Genomic DNA, 238 nt, shown 5'->3' with positions numbered 1-238 from the left:
CTGACTGTCGACGGCTTTGCGGCCGAGGGCAGCGGTGGCAATTTTGAAGACCTGGACGTGGTCAACGACAGCACCCCAGTGGTGATCGGCGACAGCATCAACACCACGACCGCCACGCTGACCAGCGCAGGCGAGGGCAACGAAGATGCGGGCTCGATCACCTACACGGTGAACCTGAGCCATGTCACGGATGGTGCGCAGGACTTCAAGCTCACACTGAGCAACGGCCAGGAAGTGA

Annotated in this window: 1 protein-coding gene; it reads left to right on the top strand. The window is 61.3% G+C overall.

Annotation, left to right across the window (positions count from 1 at the left end; translation table 11 throughout):
• On the top strand, positions 1–238 hold a 238-nt coding region (locus KW830_RS21600; protein WP_218334322.1), incomplete at both ends, for a hypothetical protein.

The organism is Comamonas sp. CMM03, assembly GCF_019218715.1.
GTDB classification, from domain to species: Bacteria; Pseudomonadota; Gammaproteobacteria; order Burkholderiales; family Burkholderiaceae_C; genus Comamonas; species Comamonas terrigena.
This window is presented reverse-complemented; position numbering and strand designations above follow the sequence as displayed.